Source organism: Enterococcus sp. DIV0806c (genome assembly GCF_051710905.1).
Classification (GTDB): Bacteria; Bacillota; Bacilli; order Lactobacillales; family Enterococcaceae; genus Enterococcus_B; species Enterococcus_B mundtii.
On the sequence record NZ_JBIOLO010000001.1, the window covers coordinates 214,050 to 236,103 of the forward strand.

Annotated in this window: 19 protein-coding genes; 17 read left to right on the plus strand and 2 right to left on the minus strand. The window is 38.9% G+C overall.

What is annotated here, in order from left to right:
* Window positions 1-66 precede the first annotated feature (66 nt).
* The 7 genes from IGK77_RS01065 (at window position 67) to IGK77_RS01095 (ending at window position 5,700) form a co-directional block, all read left to right on the plus strand.
* The gene (locus tag IGK77_RS01065; protein WP_074799587.1) at window positions 67-762 is read left to right on the plus strand and encodes a YjjG family noncanonical pyrimidine nucleotidase; all 696 of its coding nucleotides are present in this window, start codon (window positions 67-69) and stop codon (window positions 760-762) included.
* 83 nt (window positions 763-845) lie between these two features.
* Entirely contained in the window at window positions 846-1,475 is a 630-nt protein-coding gene (udk, locus tag IGK77_RS01070; RefSeq protein ID WP_010734363.1) for a uridine kinase, read from the plus strand.
* Window positions 1,476-1,806: 331 nt separating this feature from the next.
* Window positions 1,807-2,409 carry a TVP38/TMEM64 family protein gene (locus IGK77_RS01075; protein WP_074799588.1) on the plus strand — a complete coding sequence of 201 codons (603 nt, stop codon included), beginning with the start codon at window positions 1,807-1,809 and terminating at the stop codon, window positions 2,407-2,409.
* Between the two features lie 25 nt (window positions 2,410-2,434).
* Window positions 2,435-2,923 carry a GNAT family N-acetyltransferase gene (locus tag IGK77_RS01080; protein ID WP_177187663.1) on the plus strand — a complete coding sequence of 163 codons (489 nt, stop codon included), beginning with the start codon at window positions 2,435-2,437 and terminating at the stop codon, window positions 2,921-2,923.
* 434 nt (window positions 2,924-3,357) lie between these two features.
* Window positions 3,358-4,731: a hypothetical protein gene (locus IGK77_RS01085; protein WP_074799589.1), complete on the plus strand. Its 1,374-nt coding sequence runs from the start codon at window positions 3,358-3,360 to the stop codon at window positions 4,729-4,731.
* On the plus strand, window positions 4,712-5,158 hold the full coding sequence (locus IGK77_RS01090; protein WP_071866118.1) for a YaiI/YqxD family protein: 447 nt from the start codon (window positions 4,712-4,714) through the stop codon (window positions 5,156-5,158). Before IGK77_RS01085 ends, IGK77_RS01090 begins: the two co-directional genes overlap by 20 nt.
* A 176-nt stretch (window positions 5,159-5,334) precedes the next feature.
* The gene (locus IGK77_RS01095) at window positions 5,335-5,700 is read left to right on the plus strand and encodes a DUF2512 family protein (protein WP_074799590.1); all 366 of its coding nucleotides are present in this window, start codon (window positions 5,335-5,337) and stop codon (window positions 5,698-5,700) included.
* Window positions 5,701-5,880: 180 nt separating this feature from the next.
* Here IGK77_RS01095 and IGK77_RS01100 read toward each other — a convergent pair whose 3' ends face one another.
* Window positions 5,881-7,626: an ABC1 kinase family protein gene (locus IGK77_RS01100; protein ID WP_115357118.1), complete on the minus strand. Its 1,746-nt coding sequence runs from the start codon at window positions 7,624-7,626 to the stop codon at window positions 5,881-5,883.
* A 178-nt stretch (window positions 7,627-7,804) separates the two neighbouring features.
* Here IGK77_RS01100 and IGK77_RS01105 point away from each other — a divergent pair, with 178 nt between their 5' ends.
* The 10 genes from IGK77_RS01105 (at window position 7,805) to IGK77_RS01150 (ending at window position 21,204) form a co-directional block, all read left to right on the plus strand.
* Window positions 7,805-8,872 carry a D-alanine--D-alanine ligase gene (locus IGK77_RS01105; protein ID WP_074799592.1) on the plus strand — a complete coding sequence of 356 codons (1,068 nt, stop codon included), beginning with the start codon at window positions 7,805-7,807 and terminating at the stop codon, window positions 8,870-8,872.
* A gap of 197 nt (window positions 8,873-9,069) precedes the next feature.
* On the plus strand, window positions 9,070-10,422 hold the full coding sequence (locus tag IGK77_RS01110) for a UDP-N-acetylmuramoyl-tripeptide--D-alanyl-D-alanine ligase (protein ID WP_074799593.1): 1,353 nt from the start codon (window positions 9,070-9,072) through the stop codon (window positions 10,420-10,422).
* 316 nt (window positions 10,423-10,738) lie between these two features.
* On the plus strand, window positions 10,739-12,274 hold the full coding sequence (cshA, locus tag IGK77_RS01115) for a degradosome RNA helicase CshA (RefSeq protein ID WP_074799594.1): 1,536 nt from the start codon (window positions 10,739-10,741) through the stop codon (window positions 12,272-12,274).
* Window positions 12,275-12,982: 708 nt separating this feature from the next.
* Window positions 12,983-13,333 (plus strand): holo-ACP synthase, encoded by a 351-nt coding sequence (acpS, locus tag IGK77_RS01120; protein ID WP_010736606.1) that lies wholly within the window; start codon window positions 12,983-12,985, stop codon window positions 13,331-13,333.
* A 15-nt stretch (window positions 13,334-13,348) separates the two neighbouring features.
* Window positions 13,349-14,467 (plus strand): alanine racemase, encoded by a 1,119-nt coding sequence (gene alr / locus IGK77_RS01125; protein ID WP_071866123.1) that lies wholly within the window; start codon window positions 13,349-13,351, stop codon window positions 14,465-14,467.
* 10 nt (window positions 14,468-14,477) lie between these two features.
* Window positions 14,478-14,840: a type II toxin-antitoxin system PemK/MazF family toxin gene (locus tag IGK77_RS01130; protein ID WP_019722700.1), complete on the plus strand. Its 363-nt coding sequence runs from the start codon at window positions 14,478-14,480 to the stop codon at window positions 14,838-14,840.
* A gap of 651 nt (window positions 14,841-15,491) precedes the next feature.
* On the plus strand, window positions 15,492-18,197 hold the full coding sequence (locus tag IGK77_RS01135) for a YhgE/Pip domain-containing protein (RefSeq protein ID WP_074799595.1): 2,706 nt from the start codon (window positions 15,492-15,494) through the stop codon (window positions 18,195-18,197).
* Between the two features lie 300 nt (window positions 18,198-18,497).
* Entirely contained in the window at window positions 18,498-20,321 is a 1,824-nt protein-coding gene (locus IGK77_RS01140) for an APC family permease (RefSeq protein WP_010736602.1), read from the plus strand.
* Window positions 20,322-20,613: 292 nt separating this feature from the next.
* Window positions 20,614-20,835: a type II toxin-antitoxin system PemI/MazE family antitoxin gene (mazE, locus tag IGK77_RS01145; protein ID WP_065096903.1), complete on the plus strand. Its 222-nt coding sequence runs from the start codon at window positions 20,614-20,616 to the stop codon at window positions 20,833-20,835.
* A gap of 15 nt (window positions 20,836-20,850) precedes the next feature.
* The gene (locus IGK77_RS01150; RefSeq protein ID WP_071866125.1) at window positions 20,851-21,204 is read left to right on the plus strand and encodes a type II toxin-antitoxin system PemK/MazF family toxin; all 354 of its coding nucleotides are present in this window, start codon (window positions 20,851-20,853) and stop codon (window positions 21,202-21,204) included.
* A 186-nt stretch (window positions 21,205-21,390) separates the two neighbouring features.
* Here IGK77_RS01150 and IGK77_RS01155 read toward each other — a convergent pair whose 3' ends face one another.
* On the minus strand, window positions 21,391-22,053 hold the full coding sequence (locus IGK77_RS01155; RefSeq protein ID WP_019722425.1) for an ABC transporter permease: 663 nt from the start codon (window positions 22,051-22,053) through the stop codon (window positions 21,391-21,393).
* Between the last annotated feature and the right edge of the window lies 1 nt (window position 22,054).

Here is a 22,054-nt window from a genome sequence, read left to right on the forward strand (position 1 = left end):
CAACCTAACAACCCACGAAAATGCAAATAAACGAAACATTAAATATAGAAGAAATAGGAGAATTAGATGAAATATCATACATTATTATTCGACGTAGATGATACGTTATTAGATTTTCAACAAACAGAAGCAGAAGCCTTGCACCAACTCTTTGCGGAACAAGGCATTGAACTGACACCAGAGATCAGAACAAGTTATAAAGCATTGAATCATCATTTATGGCGAGAATTTGAAAAAGGGCAGATGACAAGAGATGAAGTGACAGGCAACCGCTTTGGTCTGTTGTTCCAACAGTTCGGCAAGACAGTAGATAGCCAAGCAATGGATCAACGTTATCGACATTATTTGAATCAGGGCCATCATTGGATTCCTGGAAGCCATGAATTACTGGAAGCAGTGTCAAGTGAAGCTGAACTTTATATAGTGACGAATGGGGTTTCTCAAACCCAACATCGACGATTAACAGATGCTCGGATGATCCATTATTTTCGAGAAATTTTTGTCTCAGAAGCAATTGGCGCACAAAAGCCAATGAAGGCTTTTTTTGATCACGTGTTTGCTAATATTCCTGAGTTGGACAAAGAACGAACGGTGATTATCGGTGATTCACTGACTTCGGATATCAAAGGTGGAAATGAAGCAGGGATCGATACGATCTGGTTCAATAAAAATAAGTTGCCTGAAATACCAGAGATCCAACCAACCTATCGGATTGATTCTTTAGAAGAACTTTACCCGCTCTTGGAAATCTCACCTCATTAATTTTCAGAAAAATAGTGCATTTTCCTTTTTTTTCGCTATAATAGATTAGAATGAAAAAACGGATATGAAAGAGGTTTTAGTCAATGACAAAAAGCAAGCCAATTATCATTGGTGTGACGGGCGGATCGGGAAGCGGAAAGACAAGCGTCAGCCGAGGGATTTTTAGTCACTTTCCAGACCACTCCATCATGATGCTTGAACAAGATTCTTACTATAAAGATCAAAGTCATCTTAGCTTTGAAGAACGGTTGAATACAAACTACGATCATCCTTTTGCCTTTGATAATGAACTGCTGATCCAGCACGTTGAAAAACTACTGAACTATGAAGCCATTGAAAAACCAGTCTATGATTATGTTGCCCATACGAGAAGTCAAGCAACAATCATCCAAGAACCAAAAGAAGTGATTATTTTGGAAGGTATCTTGATTTTAGAAGACGAGCGTTTACGTGATTTGATGGATATCAAGATCTATGTAGATACAGACGATGACATTCGGATCATTCGCCGCATCAAACGTGACATGGAAGAGCGCGGCCGTACCTTAGATTCTGTGATTGAACAATATTTAACAGTCGTTAAGCCGATGTATCATCAGTTTATTGAACCAACAAAACGTTACGCTGATATTATCGTTCCAGAAGGTGGCGAAAATCACGTAGCTATCGACTTGATCACAACGAAAGTTGCTAGTTTTTTGAATCACCAGTAAAAAGATAAGAACAGGTGTTAGAACTGAAGTAGTCGTTATGCCTATCTTCTAAAACCAAATAAACGGCGTTTTATAAGTAACTTCTGCGGGTAATCAGTCATAAAGAAGTGCTCAAATCCGAGAAATAAGCGTGAAAAACCGAAAATTTTTCTTCAAATTTTTGGGATTTCACGCTTATTTCTGAAGGAGCTTCTTCACGTTGTTTATTCGGGCTTAGGAGGCACAAGAGGATCAAGCTTCTGTTGCACGAAGTTGCATACGACGATTTTGTAGTTGTTCATTACTTGTTCTTTTATGAAACATAGAAAAATGAAAAGTGTAGGAGAAGCGTATGGCTGAGAAGAAAACATGGGTACATAGAACCATCCAAGTCGCACCACTCGTTGGATTAAGTATTTTTTTCATATTGATCATGTATGGCTATCGACATGGCATCTTTCAATCGGCAGATTCTTTGCAACAATTCATGCAACAGTTTGGGAGCTATGCGATCATTTTATTTATTCTTATCCAAATCATCCAAGTGATCATTCCGATTCTGCCAGGAGGGATTTCTTCTGTTGCAGGGATGTTGATGTTTGGAAATGTCTTTGGGTTGCTGTATAGTTGTATTGGCTTGATTATTGGTGAAGCAATCGGCTTTTTATTCGTGCGTTATTATGGTACGAGTTTTGTCCGTTTTATCTTATCACCAAAAAAATTCAAAAAATTTGAACAGCTAGTCATTGAAAAAACAAACAATATCAAAAAGGTATTGATCGTTACTTTACTTTTGCCTTTTGCGCCAGATGATTTGATTTGTCTCGTCGCTGGGTTGACGAAGCTTTCATTTAGAGAATACATGCAAATCGTTATTCTTTTAAAACCTTGGTCGGTCGCTGTATATAGTATGATCATGTTGTTTTTATTCCAACAGGCACAAGGGCATTTTTAGTTCATTGAACGGGGGAGAGTAAATGTTGGAGAAAGTAATAGTAACTGAGAAAGAACTCGATGAACTCGTGGCAGTTATCCATGACGTATGGCCAGAAGCCTTTACGCCGATCATCGGTCAAAAGCAAGTCGCTTATATGTTGGAAACATATCAATCAAAAGAACAGATTGAAAAAGAATGTGCAACAGGAGTCAATTATTTCTTATTGAAGCTAGATGGGCGGACGGTTGGCTATACGGCTTATGAAAAGATGGGTTCTTCGATCTATTTAAGTAAACTCTATATTCTTCGAGAAGTACGAGGGAAAGGTTTGACCTCTGAAATTTTTCGTTGGTACGAACAACTAGCAAAAGAAACAGAAGCACAGGAGATTTTCTTGCGTGTCAATCAAGGAAATCAACAAGCAATCGCAGTCTATCAACATCAGGGATTTGTCATTGAGGGAGAGTTGATCAGCGATATCGGCGAAGGATTTCAAATGGTTGATTATAAAATGAAAAAAAGACTCGCATAAAATGCTTGCTTGTGTTAAAGTATACGTTATGCGACGGGTCGAGAAGATCTCTGAACGTTAGAGGTCTAATTGATTTTGGCGGCACATGATCCACGGATCACCTACCGGATGTAGGCGTGCTGGACAAGACTTTTGTGGAGAAGGGCTTGTCTGTCTGAATCTTTCAGGCACCAGTGAGTGGCGAACAGAAATGTTCAACACTCAAAAATAAGCAGGGATTCCCAAATTTGCTAGTCAAATTTTGTGGAGTTCCTGCTTTTTTTTCTATCGGTTGACTGCGGGTCAGTGTGCTGCTTTCACAACCTCTATAGGGTGTTGGCTGCTTTGCTCCTATGGTATAATCAGTTTTGTACCTACAGACATGTGGGTATGTCTATAGAGATGATGCGTTGACATGACAAGTCGCTCATGTTTAACACGTAAGGAGTTTTTATATGATTGATAAAATCAAACGATTTGGGCGGAACTTTACCCAGACGACACCTTTTATTTTGAGTAATACGGTTATCTTGGTGCCGTATCTTTTATTTTTAAGTTTGAGTGATGGGAACCAATGGTTATCGATTTTACCCTTCACTTTGTTCTATACCTTTCGCATGACAGGTCTGTTTTTAGTTAGTAGTATTCGCTTTGGTCTGGATAGCTATACCTTGTTGATGATTTCTTTATTGATGGGTGGTGCAGGTTCGTTGATCGGGATTTTTGGTGTCCTTTATTTCCCGTTGTATTATCTATCAAGTGTACTTTTAGGACTAAGTGCGGCATGGCTGATCCCCACAAATATCACAGTGAATTACCATGAAAAACAACAGGGATTCACGAACATGTCAGCAAATAAATTTCCATTTGCGATTTTGTTGTTGCTTCTTTTGTTTCGGGTGATCGAGCTTCCTGGGTCAACACAAGTCGTCATGACGTTAGCTTTATATACATTGTTCTATATTATGGCATACCATACGGTCAGTCATTATCCACGCTACGAATTAGATTTTAAAGAGATGAAGTCGAATGTGGTAGTTACCAAAGAGTTGCTTTTATTTATCGGCTTTTTCGTTTTGTTGTTTCTTTTGAGAAATGCTCGTTTGTTGATTGACCCTGCGTTATTTGATGTGGCAATCTATGGATTTATGCTGTTGTTTCTATTTGCGGCTTTTTATCTTGGGAGAGCGAGAAAGCATTGGAAATTACCCACTTGGTTGAATAGTTTTACTTTTTTGAATGGGATGTTAGGCAATTTTCTTTTTTTATTCGGGACACTTTATATCGGTCGTATCTATGGTTTCGACTATTTGGGCGTGTATATGTATTTACCTTATGTTGCAGGGATGGTGTTAGCTAAAATCATTGGCAATCAAGTGATCCAGATTCCGACGATCGAACCAGTCCTCATTCAACTAGCCGGAGTATTTAGTTCATTGATGGTACTGTTACTTCCACAAATCGGTTTTGTGGTTGGCTTATTCTTATTAAGTTTTTGGCATGCGATAATAGGCAGTTGGTTGAATCGTACGTATTATGAGATCGACGCAGAAATACCGATGGATAATCGCGTGATCAAGAAGTTTACGACGCAAAACAAAGGAAGTGTGACCCATCAATTCTTATTGATGTCATTGATGTTATTGATGGCACAATGGTTGGACAAACCTGTGAGTGTATTGCTCCAACTGACTGGTAGTCTGAGCGTGCCAAACGCGATGATCCAATTGTTAGTGTACGTAAAATGGATAAATGTCAGTGTATTGCTCCTTGGGGTAACTGCTGTTTATCTTTTATGGAGGAAAGAACATGCGAAAAATATTCATTGATGGTGACGGCTCTCCAGTGAAAAATGATGTGATTGAAATTGCGGCATCTTTTCAATTAGAGGTAATGATCGTGACAAGTGTCGATCACTATACTAATAAAGAGTATCCAAGTTATGTACAGTTTGTTTATGTCGATAAAGGGGCAGACAGTGCAGATTATAAAATCGTCGGGCTGATCAAAAATGGTGATTTTTTGATCACTCAAGATTATGGCTTAGCTTCACTGGTCTTACCTAAAGGTGTTAGAGTCTTTCATCAATCGGGGAAAGAGTTTGATACCACGAACATTGACGGATTATTGGAACAACGTTACCAAAGCAGTAAGTTGAGAAAAGCGGGTATCCGGACGAAAGGGCCGAAGCCTTTCACTCACGAAGATCACCAACGGTTCAAAGAAGCGCTGATCCGAGCGCTTAAAGAAAGTTGAATAGAATATAAAACAGATGAACATTGTTTCTAACTAAACAGAAGCGGTGTTCATCTTTTTTATTGCTAAAATAAGTACGATATCTTTGATTGATTCTATAACAAAAGATATAATTATGAAGATTATTTAATTATATAATCATATATTTTTAACCAAAAAAGAAGGGAGTGCAGAAAATGAAACATGTGAAGGCGTTGGTGGTAAAAGCAATCATGATTTGGGCAATTTTGTGGATCGTTTTAACGGGACTGTATGGTGTTAGTTTCATGGATTCAACGATTGTCGGAGTAATCATTGTTGTCATGATCTATGTATTAGGTGATTTGGTGATTTTACGAAAAGTAGGAAATATCGCGGCTACAATTGCAGATGCTGGTTCAGCTGCAGTCATTCTATGGTTATATCTTTATTTTATGAACGATATGACGGATATTTGGATGAAGGTTTTAGTACCTGCGTTATTGATCGGGATCGCTGAATGGTTCTTCCATAAGTGGTTGTTGTCACAAAGAATCGTACCAGATGAACGAAAAATGAAATAATCAAACAAAAAAAGCTGAAATTATCAAATAGATAGCGAGCAAAAGGCTACAGACTAAAAAACAGGAATAGTGTGTATCCTTAACTCTAATCATCAAGCAATGAGGTTGTGTCAAAAGCACACAGCTTAAAAAATAAACGAGAACATCCGAAAATAGTTTCATATTTTGGGATGTTTTCGTTTATTTCCGTCGTTTTTTATAATAGTTGATCAATGTATCGATGGCTAAAAAGAGAATGACTACAGCTGCGATCGTATACGTGAATATACCTAATAATGTAATAAAATTGATTTGATCGTCTGGTGCAGCTTGGACGAGCAGCGAAGAACCGACGATCAATGCTGCGAGTATCACACCAAATACTAAGCGGTTCACCATACTTTCGATCCGGTTCATCAGTTGGTCTTGTTTCTTTAGTTCCAAATTGATTTTTCCTTGTCCAGAACGCCAAGTTTCTAGAAGATGGTAGACTTGCTGTGGGATTTTCGGTACGGTTTTGATACCATCGAGTATATCTAAGCCCGCTTGCTTCAATGTATCTTCGACAGAGAGATGTGCCAAGAAATAACGTTGTGCAATAGGTGTAGCGACTTCCATCAAAGAAACTTCAGGATCAAGGACACGAATCACTCCTTCTAATGTGCTAAACGCTTTAAGCAATAACGTGATATCACGATCGATTTGTAAGTTGTTCTGGTGGCAAATCGAGACGATCTGCGCAAAGACTTCTTGCAAGTCGATTTCTTCAAGGGGGAGGTCTAAATATTGCGTCAAAAAGCTAGCGAGTTGTTGATGGAATTCACTTTCATCAAAAGGCCCTTCTTGTTGACATAAGTTGATGACGGCTTTTTCAATACGGTAAATATCTCGTGTATAAATCGCTAAAACGATTTCCATCAGCTTTTGTCTTAGCGAAGCGGAGAGACTACCCATCATACCGAAATCAATATAACTGATTGTATATGGTTGCAATGGTTCAGTGACAGTAGCAGTCATTTTGAAAGAAATCGCGCCTAGTTGTTTTTGGTGTTCTTTTGTGTCTGTCGTTACATTTTCTGAAAGTTCTTCAACGCTTAAAGGATGGAACAATAAATTCCCAGGATGTGGATCGGCATGAAAAAACCCATCGTCAAAGATTTGCTTCATAAAATGTTCAATCAATCGTTTAGCCACTTGTTGTTTCAATTGAGTATTCGTAAGTGTCTCAATGAGGCGTTCATCCGTTTCTTCAAGATTCATCAATTGGTTGAAGTTCTTTCCAGACATTTCTTCCATCACAATGACTTTTTTTGTGCAAAGTGCCTCATAGATTTTAGGGGATCTAATTTCATACCAATGGTTGTTTAGGTCATAGAAACGTGCGCCATTTTGACTTTCTTTGTAGAAGTCCAACTCGTTTGTCAATGAACGTTTGACTTCTTGCAACACGCCTTTTAAATCGATGACGCTTGTTTCAGGAATATATTTGATCAAAGGAATCGCCCGTTCAAATAACTGTAAGTCCATCATGATTTCCTTCGCAATATTTGGATGTTGGACTTTTACGACGACTGCATCGCCATTCTTTAATGTTGCACGATGCGCTTGCCCCATAGAGGCAGAAGCGAAAGGTGCTTTATTGAAGCTAGTAAAAATCGTTTCTAAGGATGCGTCTAATTCCTGTTCAATCGTTTTTTTCGTCGTGACAAAGGGATCACTTGGTACATTGTCTTGCAATGTTTTGAATGTCTTAGTAAACTCAGCAGAGAGTAAGTCATCACGTACAGAAAGCATTTGCCCAATTTTTATAAAGGTTGAGCCAAGTTCTTCAAAGGCTTTTTTTACTTGTTCAGGATTTTTTTGTTGGATCAGATTAGGCAGAACATTTTCTTTGATGAATACGTGAATGATTTCTGTTAAGCGGCTTCGAGAAGTAGTTTTGGTCATAACTATGCCTCCTTTCTCTTATCATAACGATAAAGAAAAAAAGCGACAACTATTCCGCTGTTTTTTGAATAAAATGACACGTACCTCACCTTTTTTCAAATAAGCTGTTTGCATCTTTTGTTTTTGTGCTAAAATATGAAGTAAAAATGAATGATATCGAATACAGGAGGAAAATCTTTTGAAGATTACTTTATTATATGGTGGACGCAGTGCGGAACACGAAGTTTCGATTCTTTCAGCGTTTTCCGTTTTAAATGCTATTTATTATGCTTATTATCAAGTACAGCTCGTATTTATTAGTAAAGACGGCCAATGGGTCAAAGGCCCATTGTTGACTGAAAAACCTACAAGTGAAGAAGAATTGCACTTGACGTGGGACCCAAGTGGGAAAATGACAGAAGGATTTACCGGCACTGTCATCAATCCAGGAGAGATCAAAGAAGAAGGAACCATCGTCTTCCCAGTTCTACACGGTCCAAATGGCGAGGATGGCACGATCCAAGGATTCTTGGAAACCTTGAATATGCCTTATGTCGGTGCGGGTGTGTTGACGAGTGCTTGTGCCATGGATAAGATCATGACAAAATATATTTTACAAGCAGCCGGAGTACCGCAAGTACCTTATGTTCCAGTTTTGAAGAATCAATGGAAAGAAAATCCTAAAAAGGTATTTGACCAATGTGAAGGCTCATTGCTTTATCCGATGTTCGTGAAGCCAGCAAATATGGGTTCGAGCGTGGGGATCACTAAAGCTGAAAATCGAGAAGAATTACAGAATGCCTTAGCAACAGCTTACCAATACGATTCACGTGCCATCGTGGAACAAGGAATCGAAGCACGGGAGATCGAAGTCGCTGTTTTAGGAAATGAAGACGTCCGCACGACCTTGCCTGGTGAAGTGGTGAAAGACGTGGCATTTTACGATTATGATGCGAAGTACATCAATAATCGCATCGAGATGCAGATTCCAGCCGAAGTACCAGAAGAAGTCCATCAAAAAGCACAAGAGTATGCAAAATTAGCGTATACGATGTTAGGTGGAAGTGGCTTGAGCCGTTGTGATTTCTTCTTGACGAATAAAAATGAATTATTCCTGAATGAATTAAATTCAATGCCTGGATTTACAGCATTCAGCATGTACCCATTGCTTTGGGAAAATATGGGCTTGAAATACGGTGACTTGATTGAAGAGTTGATCCAATTAGGCTTGAACCGTTATAATCAAAGACAAAGTTTCTTTGCATAATTGAAACGTAATCAGCACAAGTATGTATGTGTCGAAGTAGTATGTATAGCAAAATAAAGGTTGTGGATGATCATCTGGTACTGATTGAAAGCGAAAGATTTTTACTATTCGACGCTATCAGTATTGGCGATTTTCACCACCTTTTTTGTTCCTATTCCTATAGGACTACTGGTCTAAATCGAAAGGACAGAGAATGGATGAACATAACAATACAAGAAATTGCTCAAGCAGTTGGAAGTCACCATGAGTCAACCCAATCAATCACAGGAGTAGAATTTGATAGCCGCAAAATCAAAGAAGGCGATTTGTTCGTTCCTTTAGCGGGCGCAAGAGATGGGCATGAATTTATTGAACAAGCTATCGCAAATGGGGCAGTTGCTTCTTTTTGGAGTTGGGCAGCCGAAAAGGCACCAGAGGGGATCGAGATCATACCAGTTTCTGATCCTTTAAAAGCAATGCAAGAGTTGGCGCAATACTATTTGAAAAAAGTTGGGGCAGATGTGGTGGCTGTTACCGGTAGTAATGGGAAGACGACCACAAAGGATCTAACAGCTTCTGTCTTAGCGCAAGGATATAAAACTTATAAAACACAAGGAAATTACAATAATAATATTGGCATGCCTTATACGATCTTGCATATGCCTCAAGATACTGAAAAAATCGTTTTAGAAATGGGAATGGATCATGCCAATGAAATTACGGAACTCTCGTTGCTGGCACAACCAAAAGTTGCAGCAATCACGATGATCGGTGAGGCTCATATCGAGAATTTAGGTTCACGAGAAGGCATCGCCAAAGCAAAAATGGAGATTGCTGATGGGTTGCTACCAGACGGATTATTGATCGTACCGAATAATGAACCATTGTTAGAACCGTTGATTGCTCCGTTGTCTCAAAAAATCAAGACGTTTGGAATCGAACAAGGCGATATTTCTGCACAACGAATCATCGAAGAAAAGCAACAAACGACATTTATCGTTGAAGGCGAATCATTCACGATCCCTTTACCTGGTAGCTATAATGTGACGAACGCGCTGATTGCTTATGCGATCGGGCAGTTTTTCGAGTTGTCTCTGTCGGAAATCCGACGAGGTCTAGCAACTGTCACAGTGACACAAAACCGAACAGAATGGCTGACTGCTGGAAACGGGGCAGCGATCTTAAGCGATGTTTATAATGCCAATCCTACAGCTATGGGATTAGTCTTAGATACTGTAGCAAGCCTCCCAGCAGCGGGACGAAAACTTGCCGTGTTAGCCGATATGTTGGAGCTAGGGGTAGACTCGCCTCTCATGCATGCTTCCATGAGTGAACATATTTCTTCAGACATCTTTTCGATGATCTTTTTGTATGGAAAAGAAATGCAGGCGTTAAAAGATGCTTTGGCTCAGAAATATCCTGATTTGCCGGTTTATTATACCGAAGAAAATAAAGAGCAATTGATTGCAGCGGTGATTGCTGAGATCCAGCCAGATGACACGATTGTACTAAAAGGTAGTAATAGTATGGGCTTGATTGAAGTGGTCGAACGACTACAAGAAATGAAATAAAAACTGTAAACTTGCAGAAAACAATAAATTATGCTAGAATAACCTATTGCCGAAAGATGAAGAGAAATTGGACTGGCTTGATGATGAAATGCGAAAGCCAGATGTCATAACAATGATAAAGCTGAACGCGACCCGTTTGGCTTTTCTAATGCCTAAACTTCGCAAAGTGATTTTTCGGTGGTGCCACAGGGGCTAAGAATGGATGGGAAACGTGCGTGGCCACTGTCAAAAAAGCAACAGACACTTTGACCGAACAAAAGACGGGGTAGCAAACTATAGCTACATCCTCAGTTAACAACCATATAGGAGGATTCATTTGAAATTTAAAGAACTAGAATTATCACCAGAATTATTAAAATCAGTAGAACGTGCAGGATTTGAAGAAGCGACACCGATCCAATCAGAAACGATCCCACTTGCTTTACAAGGTAAAGATGTGATTGGACAAGCACAAACAGGAACAGGTAAAACTGCTGCGTTTGGCTTACCGATGTTAGAGAAAATCGATGCAAATCGTCAAGAACTACAAGGATTGGTTATTGCACCAACACGTGAATTAGCGATCCAAACACAAGAAGAACTTTATCGTTTAGGACGTGACAAACGTGTCCGTGTCCAAGCTGTCTATGGTGGCGCCGATATCGGCCGCCAAATCCGTGGATTGAAAGACCGTCCACATATCGTCGTTGGTACACCGGGTCGTATGTTAGACCATATCAACCGTCACACATTGAAACTTGGAACAGTTGAAACATTAGTATTAGATGAAGCAGACGAAATGTTGAACATGGGCTTCTTAGAAGATATCGAAAGTATTATCTCTAAAGTACCAGACCAACGTCAAACACTATTGTTCTCAGCAACAATGCCACCAGCAATCAAAAACATCGGTGTGAAATTCATGAAAGATCCAACACACGTGAAAATCAAAACCAAAGAAATGACTGCTGATTTGATCGATCAATACTATGTACGCGCAAAAGAATACGAAAAATTCGATGTGATGACTCGCTTGCTCGATGTACAATCACCAGAATTAACGATCGTCTTCGGACGTACAAAACGTCGTGTAGATGAATTAGCTCGTGGCTTAGAAGCTCGTGGCTATCGTGCAGAAGGTATCCATGGCGACCTTTCCCAACAAAAACGTATGAGCGTATTACGTTCATTCAAGAGTGGTCATTTAGATATTTTAGTTGCTACAGACGTAGCTGCACGTGGTTTAGATATCTCAGGAGTTACTCATGTATACAACTATGATATCCCACAAGATCCAGAAAGCTATGTTCACCGTATCGGTCGTACTGGTCGTGCAGGTAAAGGTGGTATGTCAGTAACTTTCGTTACACCAAACGAAATGGGTTACTTACATGTTATTGAAAACTTAACGAAAAAACGTATGACAACTTTACGTCCACCGACTGAAAAAGAAGCATTCAAAGGACAACTAGGCGCTGCTATTGAACAAATCGAAGAAAAACTTGAAGAGAATGGCTTAGATAAATATCTGCAAACTGCGGATAAATTATTGGAAGAATACTCTGCTCAAGATTTAGTCGCTTTATTGTTGAAAACAACAGCCAAAGATCCATCAGATGCAACACCAGTAAAAATCACACCAGAACGTCCATTGCCAATGCAGAAAAAAGGCTACAACAAAAATGGTAAACGTGGTGGCGGAAGTGGCGGCGGAAACAGCCGTAATCGTCGTGATAATGGCAACTACCGCGGCAACAAAAATTCAAAAGGTAGCGGTAGCTACAGCAAAAACCATAACAAACAAAAAGACAATGGTGGAAAACGCACAAACGACAAAAAACGTGGTTTCGTGATCCGCACGAACAACGACTAATCCACATGTAAAGGGGTGGTCTCAGAAGGACCATCCGAATAAGCCCGTCAGATCCAAAAATAGCTTACCTATTTTTGGCCTTGACGGGCTTATTTTGTATTGTTTATTTGGAATTGATAGATAATAAAAAAACAAACATACTCTCTCTTTCATTACATAAAGAAGTAGAGATCATAGGGTAAAAATCTACTAATAATGGGAAGTCTAAGAGTATTAAGTATAAATTTAACGTAGTTCCTCCTTTTAGCAGGTAATTTAGATAACTTTAACAAAAATGTTATTTAAAAAAATAAAATATTTAGCTTTTTAAGGATATAGCAACAAATTTTTGTTTTTTTTGTTTATTAAGTAAAAATAATTTCTTTTTTTATGCGTGATCCATGGTAAATTAGAATTAATACCAATAAAATCATTTTATAAACAAACAATGCGGAAAATGATTTATATATCAGCTGTTTTTCGAATTGTACGTCTTATTTTTTTGAAAAACGTTCGTAAAAAAAGCAATGAAGTGACTTGAACTGTTTTCTTTGCGTCAGAGATTTTTAGCAATCAATTCTCAATGGTTTTTTATTGGAGAAAATGAAGAAGTGGTTTTTCACTAGGAAACAACTTTCATTTTTGTTATTTCTAGACTTATTGGTGGTAAATTGTCTAAAATTTGGTAGAATTAGAGTGTTCTAAAATTTTTTGAAAAGAGAATCGTGTATGATAAAAGGGATTGGGATTGATGCAGTTGAACTGTCGAGGATTGCTAAGATCATTAAAGAAAAGCAAAACTTTATTGATCGTGTACTGACACCAAGTGAAATCGAAATGTTTCGTTTGCTGCCATTTCATCGTCAGGTTGAGTTTTTAGGCGGTCGTTATGCATGTAAAGAAGCTTTTTCAAAGGCTTGGGGAACAGGGATCGGTAAAGTTACCTTTCAAGAGATCGAAATTTTAAAAAATGGATCAGGACAACCAATTGTAACGAAATCTCCACATGAAGGAGCAGTCTGGGTCAGCATCACACATACAGACGAGTTAGCTTTTGCACAGATTATTTTAGAAGACTAGAAAGAAGGAAGAACAATGGTTATTGCTTGGCATCGTCCGACAAAAGCAATTGTACATAAACAGGCAATTACAGAAAATGTAGCAAATGAAATAGCTCGATTGAATGGGAAAGAATTGTTTGCTGTTGTCAAAGCAGATGGTTATGGTCATGGAGCAATCGAAACAGCAGAAGCTGCAAAAAAAGGTGGAGCTTCTGGTTTTTGCGTAGCTACTTTAGATGAGGGAATCGAGCTGAGAGAGGCAGGTTTCACACAACCTATTCTTGTATTGAATATGGTTCCGATCGATGCGTTGACACTTGCAGTCATCCACGATCTATCCATTACTGCGGGAACAAAAGAATGGTTGGAAGCTGCGGCTACTTATATAGCAGAACGACATCTAGAATATTTATTGAAATTGCATTTGAAAGTCGATACCGGAATGGGAAGAATTGGCTTTCTCAATAGTGCAGAAGTGAATGAGGCAGTGGAAATCATCCAAGATAGTCCCAATTTAGAATGGGAAGGGATCTATACTCATTTTTCTACAGCAGATCAAGCAGATACCACCTATTGGGAACAGCAGAACCAAAAATTCAGTGAGATCATCGAAAGTCTACCTACTTTACCAAGATATATCCACAGCAGTAATAGTGCCACTGCATTATGGCACGAAAAAGCTATAGGCAATATGATCCGCTATGGGGTAGCAATGTATGGCTTGAATCCATCCGGTCACGCGTTAGCGGAAGTGTATCCCCTACAACCAGCGCTTGAACTTGTATCTGAATTGATCCAAGTGAAAGAGTTGTCAGCAGGAGAAGGTGTAGGTTATGGAAAAACCTATACGACTTCAGCTTCAGAATGGATCGGAACTGTACCAATCGGTTACGCAGATGGTTGGTTACGGAAAATGCAAGGTTTCTCATTATTAGTGGAGGGAAATTATTGTGAGATCATTGGTCGTGTATGCATGGATCAATTGATGATCCGTCTGCCCTATCAAATGCCAGTAGGAACTAAAGTTACGTTGATCGGGAAAAATCAACAGGCTAAAATCACAATGCAAGATGTAGCAGATCAATTGGGTACGATCCATTACGAAGTCGCATGTGTGCTAGGGCCCCGTATACCTAGAGAATATCAAGAGTGAGGAGAGGCGTATGGTAAAAAGAGGAGATATTTATTTTGCTGATCTTTCTCCGGTGGTAGGATCAGAACAAGGTGGGACAAGACCGGTCTTAGTGATTCAGAACAATTTAGGTAATCATTTTAGTCCAACGGTCATCGTAGCAGCAATTACTGCGAAAATGGCGAAACCTAAATTGCCCACACATATAGGAATCAAAGCGACCGGAACAGGGATCGAAAGAGACTCAGTCATTTTACTTGAACAAATCAGAACGATTGATAAGTCCAGATTAAAAGAAAAAGTCTGTCATTTAGAACGATCGATCATGTTAGATGTCGATCGTGCATTGAAAATCAGTGTTGGTATCGAAGCGCTTGTCCCAGTGTCAAAATAAAAGACAAAAACAGCACGTTTATACATAAAAAATAGCACCGTGTGTTTAGTCAATCATTGCGCGATTCAGCGCTTGGCAACAACAAAAAAAGAGGAACTTCAACGGTCTGGGATATTCGTCCCATCGCACCACCTAAAACCGAATAAACGGCGGGAATAGAAGTAACCTCTTCGAAAATAAGGCGCCATCCACAAAAATTTGAAAAACAATTTTCGTGGATGGTGCCTTATTTCTCGAAGCTAAACACTTCGATCCCGACCTCTGGCTGTCGTGCCTTTTTTTGTTTGTGTGGTTCGGTTTTGCCGGATTTTCCAGTTCTATTGGGAGATTTAGTTTATAAAATAACGACGTATATATATTGAAAATAAGATTATAATTTTATGAGTAACCAATTTAGACATTTTTTTAGAAACTATGGTAAGCTTTTTATAACAGATTTATTTGACTACACATAAAAAATTCTCGGGATGCTACATTTGGTAGTGGACTAGCGAATAAAAGAAGATTAATTATTTGTTAAGCAAAAGATGACAATATTCGGACAGTTTGATTTAACTGTCAAAAAATTAGTTGCTTGATTGAAAATAGGATTGAAAATCGTATGGTTTTCATGATAAAGTGATGCAGCTGAAACAAAAAAAGGTGATGAATATGAAATCAATAAAAAATACAATAAACTTATATTTACTTGATTGGAAACGAATTTTTAAAAATCCTGTTGCGACTCTTTTGATCATCGCAATTATGATCATTCCTTCATTATATGCTTGGTTCAATATCAAAGCATTATGGGACCCTTATGGTAATACAGGGGAATTACCGATTGCTGTTTATAGTGCAGACAAGCCGGCTGAGTTTGAAGGACAAGAAGTCGCTATCGGAAAAGAAGTACTAAAATCATTACATGAAAATAAAGATTTAGGTTGGCAGTTCGTTGACTCTAAAAAAGAATTAGAAGACGGTGTACGGTCTGGGGAATATTATGCTGGTATCTATTTGCCAGAGAATTTCTCGGAGGATTTATTAAGCTTTACGAGTGGTGATATCAAAAAGCCGGAAATTGAATATACAGTCAATGAAAAAATCAATGCCATTGCACCAAAAATCACAGATAAAGGTGCATCTACGATCCAATCACAAATCTCCAGTGAATTTATTCGAACGGCGAGCGAAACTTTACTAAAAGTCTTTAATGAAATTGGGTACGATATTGATACAAACCTGGTAAGTATCAATAAAGTAAAATCAATGATTCTATCAACAGATGAAAACTTGGATACGATCGATGGCTATACCCAACAAGTACTTGATCTACAAAAACAACTACCAGATATCAAAGACAAATTAGCGAAAGCAAATGAATTTGTTGATTATCTCCCAGAAGTGGATGAGATGGGACAAAAGGTCGTTGAATTGAACGATAAAATGCCAGAATTAAAGGAACAAGCCAAAATCATTCTTGACCTTCAACAAAAAATCCCAGAGATCCAAGATGCTGGACGACAAATTGCTGAAATCGACAACGATTTTTCATCAATCGAAGAAACGATGAATCAAGGAATCGAGGAAGCAAAACAAGGATTGACCATCATCCAACAAGTCCAAGACATCTTACCTGATGTGAAAAATTTAGAATCACAAGCGAAGAATCTCGCAGCGGATACCAAAACGGGCGCTGAACAATTAAAAGAAGCCGTACCAGGTATCACGACAAGCGTGAAGACGACGTTAGATTCGATTGGGCAAGTAGCGACCACAACAGGTTCATTAGCGAAAACAATCGAAAATGCTGTCGAAGATGGGCAATTGACAGCTGAGGAAAAAGAAAATATCAATAACTTGTTAACTAATTTTATCAACGGTATTAATGAGCAACAACAAGCAACTGACAAGTTGATTTCATTTTTGGAAGATTTACAAGCCAACGCTGGTAATACAAAACTACAACCTATTATTGATACATTGAAAAGTGTCAAACCAGTATTAACTGATTTACAAAACCGATTAACACGATTAAATGAAGCTGTTCAGGCAGGAGATATTTCTCAAGTTACTAGCCTTTTAGAAGAAGTACAAACTGCTGCTAATTCTGTCAACGGATTGATCAGTAGTATCAATGTTGATGAAGTCAACACCACCGTTGAATCGATCTTGACTCAAGTGATCGATACGATCAGTACGGCGCAAGGTGCGTTGAGTAAAGCAGATCAAATCGACTTTGATTCGCTATTAAATTCAACCAAAGCAACCGTAACAAATGCGGTGGCGATCTTAGAGAAATATCAAAAAGAAATGCCTGCAATCGGTCAAGAGGTCCATGATGCAAATACGATGCTAAACGGTAATATGGAAACGATCGTAACTGGAATCAATAAGGGAGCTGACCTATACAATAACGACTTACCTGTATTAGAAGAGAAACTTGGTTTAGCTGCTGATTTTATCCAAAATGATTGGCCAACGATCAAAAATGAAATCAATACCACAATGACCACCGTCAACGATAAAATGCCAGAAGTCGAAACAGCGGTGAATGCTGCGGCAGACTTGATCACGAATGACTGGCCAAACATCAAAGCTGGTATCCAAAAAGCCGCAGATGCGATCCGTAAAGGAGAAGAAGAGGTTGATCTTGGGGAAGTCATCAAACTCTTGAAATTAGATGCGACAAAGGAAAGTGAATTCTTTACGATGCCTGTGGAACTACAAACTAATTCGTTGTATCCAATCCCTAATAATGGATCAGCAAGTACACCGTTCTATACTGCGCTATGTTTGTGGGTAGGTGCGGTCTTACTTTCAAGTGTCGCTACAACAGATTATTATTTAGATAAAAAAGCGCGTAAAAACTATACAAAACGGGAACAGTTTGGCGCCCGCATGTTGACCTTCTTGACGATGGCGATCGCTCAAAGCTTGATCGTTACTTTAGGGAACATGTTCTTGCTTGGTGTGTATGTAGTGAATCCAGTCTACAGCGTACTGTTTGCTGTTTTGATTGCTTTGTCATTTATGATGATCGTCTATGTTTTAGCAGCGCTGTTTGACAATGTCGGCAAAGGGATAGCCATCATTATTCTTGTCTTGTCCATATCTGGTGGTGGTGGGAACTATCCAATTCAAGTTTCAGGGAAATTTTTCCAAATGATCAATCCTTTCTTGCCATTTACTCATGCAGTCAACCTCTTACGTGAATCAGCTGGTGGTATCTATTGGCCAAATGCCCTACATGCGATTTTGATATTAGTCGGCATATTTATTGTCGTAGGGATCGTTGGTACAGTGTCGTATCCATTTGTGAGTGAAAAAATGAAGAAATTCAAAGAAGCTGCGCATGAAAGTCGAATCTTCCACTAGAAACGTGATACCATCTATTCGTTTCTCGTAAAGATTTTAAGACTCTGTTTTTAAGTGAAGACGAGCTTAGGATAACGTTATTTTCCTAAGCTCGTCTTTTTTCTGTACCAGAGAAAGCAAGTGGTTTAATCATGGAAATCACTCTAAAAATGAATTAAAAAAATATGGGGATTTTCTATCGATATTTTTCCCGAATTTTGTTGACATTTAAAGGTCAAGGGCGTACTATAACATCTTGTTTACTATAAAAAATGACACCTGTAATTCGTAGGGGAAAAGGTGTGTAAAGGAGCATAGAAATTGGATTACTTAAAAAGGTTGTTAGTAGGGAAGCCGTTGAAGTCGGCGGAAAACGACGAGCATAAATTAACAAGGTTTGCTGCGTTAGCACTACTATCTTCCGATGCGTTGTCATCGATTGCGTACGGAACAGAACAAATCGTTGTGGTATTAGTGGCGTTGTCTGCTGCTGCGATCTGGTATTCATTGCCAATTGCTGCATTTGTTATTATTTTATTGATTTCATTAACTCTTTCTTATCGGCAGATCATTCACGCTTATCCACACGGGGGTGGGGCTTACGTTGTTAGTAGTGAGAACCTCGGTAAAAATGCTGGACTGATTTCGGGCGGGTCTTTATTGATCGATTATATGCTGACTGTTGCGGTTTCCGTCTCAGCCGGTGCAGAGGCGATTACTTCTGCTATACCAGCTCTATATGGGCATCAAGTAGCGATTTCAGTGACTATCGTCCTCTTGTTGATGATGTTGAACTTACGTGGACTGAGAGAGTCAGCTTCGTTTTTACTATTCCCAGTCTATACATTTATTCTCGTCATCTCCTTATTGATTGTCGTTGGTTTGTTTAATATCGTGACTGGGGCAGTACCATTACAAGCAACAGCACTGCCTGGTGCAGTTGTCCCTGGGGTTTCCGTCGCATTGATCTTACGGGCTTTTTCTTCTGGTTCTTCTTCATTGACTGGTGTAGAGGCAATCAGTAATGCGGTACCGTTCTTCAAAAAGCCACGGGCAAAAAACGCAGCGATGACCTTGACGATGATGGCATTGATCTTAGGGTTCTTTTTTGTAGGGATCACGTTTATCAACTATTGGTATGGAATTGTTCCTGAAAAAGAAGTAACTGTTCTTTCCCAAATCGGACAAGCTGTTTTTGGACATGGGATCTTGTATTATATCTTGCAATTTGCGACAGCCTTGATTTTGGCAGTGGCAGCAAATACAGGGTTTTCTGCCTTTCCAGTATTAGCGTATAACTTAGCAAAAGATAAATTCATGCCTCATATGTACCAAGATCGTGGTGATCGTTTAGGGTACTCAAATGGGATCATCACGCTTGCATTAGGGTCGATTGTGCTATTGTTTATTTTCAATGGCTCTACTGAACGATTGATTCCACTGTATTCCATTGGTGTATTTATCCCCTTTGCATTATCGCAAACAGGAATGGTCATCAAATGGAAAAAAGAAGGCAAAAAGTGGTGGACGAAATCAATTGCGAATATTACGGGTGCATTTATCTCTTATGCCATCATCGCAATTTTATTTGTTTACCGCTTAGGTGATATTTGGCCGTTCTTCATCATCATGCCAATCGTCATGTTCGTCTTCTATAAAATCCATGATCATTATAAAAAAGTAGCAGAACAACTTCGATTAGAAGACGAAGTAAACTTACACGAGTATGAAGGAAATACGGTTTTGGTACTTGTAGGGAACGTTACGCGGGTAAATACCGGAGCGTTGAATTATGCGCGTTCGATCGGTGATTATGTTGTTGCTATGCACGTTTCATTAGATGAGGATATCGAAAAGGAAAAAGAGATCCAAGCAGAATTTAAAAAGCATTTTCCAGATGTGCGTCTTTCAATCGTCCATTCTTCTTATCGGTCGATCCAAAATCCGATTTTGCGTTATGTGGATATAGTCAGCAAGAATGCTGCAAAACAAAATTATACGACGACCGTATTGATTCCACAGTTTGTACCAAATCGCAGATGGCAGAATATCTTGCATAATCAGACGAGTCTGAGATTGCGTTTACGTCTTTCTTGGCGTGAAAATATCGTCGTAAGTACGTATAGTTATCATTTGAAAAAATAATTACATGATAGTGAGTATCAATTTTAGAGGTCGGGACAGAAGTGTTCAGCCTCGAGAAATAAGGCGCCATCCACGAAAATTGTTCTTCAAATTTTTGTGGATGGCGCCTTATTTCCGAAGAGGTTACTTCTGTTCCCGCCGTTTATTCGATTTTAGGCGGGGGTAGAGAATTGATGTTCCACTCCCTTTTTTATAGTTATGTGAAATTGGGTTGGGTATTCAATTTTACGAAAAATGTATTCACGTTGTATTTATATTATGATGATAATAGATAGAATGGAGGGCGAAGATTATGAAGACTAGGAAACAAGGTAATGCGATTGTTTTAACTGTACCTACTAAATTTGGCATAGAAGAAAATGTTGAGTATATTGCTGTTAAGGGAGAAGACGATACAATCACGTTTATAAAAAAGAAAAAAAATATTTTTGATGAAGCATTTGAAAATGATGAAACAATTGATGCAAGTGCTGGTTTTCCTGAGGATTCACTGGTAGGAAAGGAAATTATTTAATGGCATATACTATTAATGGCTATACGGCCTAAACAAGGCGATTTTGTGATTATTAATTGCAATCCCAGTATAGGTAGAGAGATTAAAAAAAGAAGACCTGCAATTGTTGTCAGTGCGAACCATTATAATGCAGTAACAGGAATGTGTGCGGTTTGTCCAATTACTGATACGAAATATAAAAACCATATTGCATTAGATAAGAGGCATAAACTACAAGGATATATCAATCCTTTTCAAATCAAAACATTTGATTTTATGGAAAAGCAGAGAAATATACGCTTCGTAGAGAAAGCCACTCTGGCTGAATTAGGTGAAGTGGCGCAAATCATTGATATGGTGTTTGATTTTTCGTCATTATTGTCAGAGTAAGTAGCAACTCATTTATTTATAGTTTATGTAGAACTGTACATACCAGAAGATTCAGTCAATGACTATCTATCTGAATTTTAAATAAAAAAACACCACCAAATCAAGAATTTATTTCTTGAACTGGTGGTGTTTTCAACTATTTAAAAATAGAAATCCATTGGGTTCAATATGGATTCTCTATGTTCGTCATCTTGAATGCTTTGCCGCAGGGTCTAAACGGCGTTCGATGATCCCTAAGACCCAGTCGGTGATGATTGCCATGAAGGCTGTTGGCAAGGCTCCAGCTAAGATGATTGACGTACCATCTGTGGCATTGGTCCCACGAATGATGATGTCTCCTAATCCGCCAGCTCCGACGAAGGCACCGATGGCGGTGATCCCGATGGCAACGACCAAAGCATTTCTAATGCCTGCCATAATGACTGACACAGACAGCGGTAGTTCCACCATAAAGAGACGTTGGCTGGCTGTCATCCCCATCCCTTTACCGACATCAAGGATATTTTTGTCGACTTGGATCATCCCAGTGTACGTGTTCTTGATGATCGGCAATAGCGAATACAAGAACACCGTGACGATCACGACATTGACCCCTAAACCTAAACCAATCATCAAAATCGAAATCATTGCTAAAGAAGGAATCGTTTGGATGATATTTGCAAAACGGATCACCCAATTGGCTAACTTACGTTTTCGTGAAATAAGAATACCAACGGGGATACCGACGATTGCTGCAAAAAGTACACCATAGATCGAAATGAGAAAGTGACGTAGGAACTGTGAAAAGACATACGTACCATTCTCTTGAAAATAATAAATAAATTGTTCAAGCCAATTCATGTTTTCCATT